This is a genomic window from Cupriavidus sp. CuC1 (assembly GCF_044627735.1).
GTDB classification, from domain to species: Bacteria; Pseudomonadota; Gammaproteobacteria; order Burkholderiales; family Burkholderiaceae; genus Cupriavidus; species Cupriavidus ulmosensis.
Genome location: NZ_JBIUHC010000454.1, coordinates 1 through 554 on the forward strand (window position 1 = coordinate 1; position 554 = coordinate 554).

Below are 554 nucleotides of genomic sequence, written 5' to 3' on the forward strand. Positions count from 1 at the left end.
GGACATTGCACTTTAAGCGTTTCCAGTCGCTCAAGGCCCTCCAGCCATTTCACGCTCTCTTTGTCACGAATATCGCGCTTCCTGCGCTGCTTCCCCTTGCCCGCTTCCTCCGGGTCGCGCACCCAGGTCTTCATGCCCAACACCCCAAGGGGCAATCCGTCGGGCGTGACAGCCAGCAGGCTGTGCATCAGAAATCCATGCCTGTTGCCTCCTGTGCCAAGGCCCAGACCCGTGGTTTCGGGCAAATGCGCCAAGTTGAACTCGGTGGTGTCCTGGACAGCCAGCACCACAGGCACCTGCCGCATCCGGCCCAGCGTCTGCGCGACATGCGAACTCAGCACGCCGTCGCTATCGATTTCCTCATTGCTAAAGAAGCGATATGCAGCTTTGAGCTGCGCGCTGTCGAGAGCTTGCGGGAACGAACAATGCGGGCTTTGTGCCAACTGCCGCGCCAGCGCAACCAGCCGTTGGGTCCGCCGGGCGTCGCCCAATTCCGCAGCGCCAAACTCGTTGCTAGCCCAATCGTCGAGGTCATCGGTCTCAGTCACAGCTAT

Annotated in this window: 1 protein-coding gene; it reads right to left on the reverse strand. The window is 60.8% G+C overall.

Annotated elements, in window-relative coordinates:
• Positions 1 to 548: transposase DNA-binding-containing protein (locus ACGLHR_RS52175; protein WP_400104020.1), on the reverse strand; the 548-nt coding region annotated here is incomplete at its 3' end.
• Positions 549 to 554 lie beyond the last annotated feature (6 nt).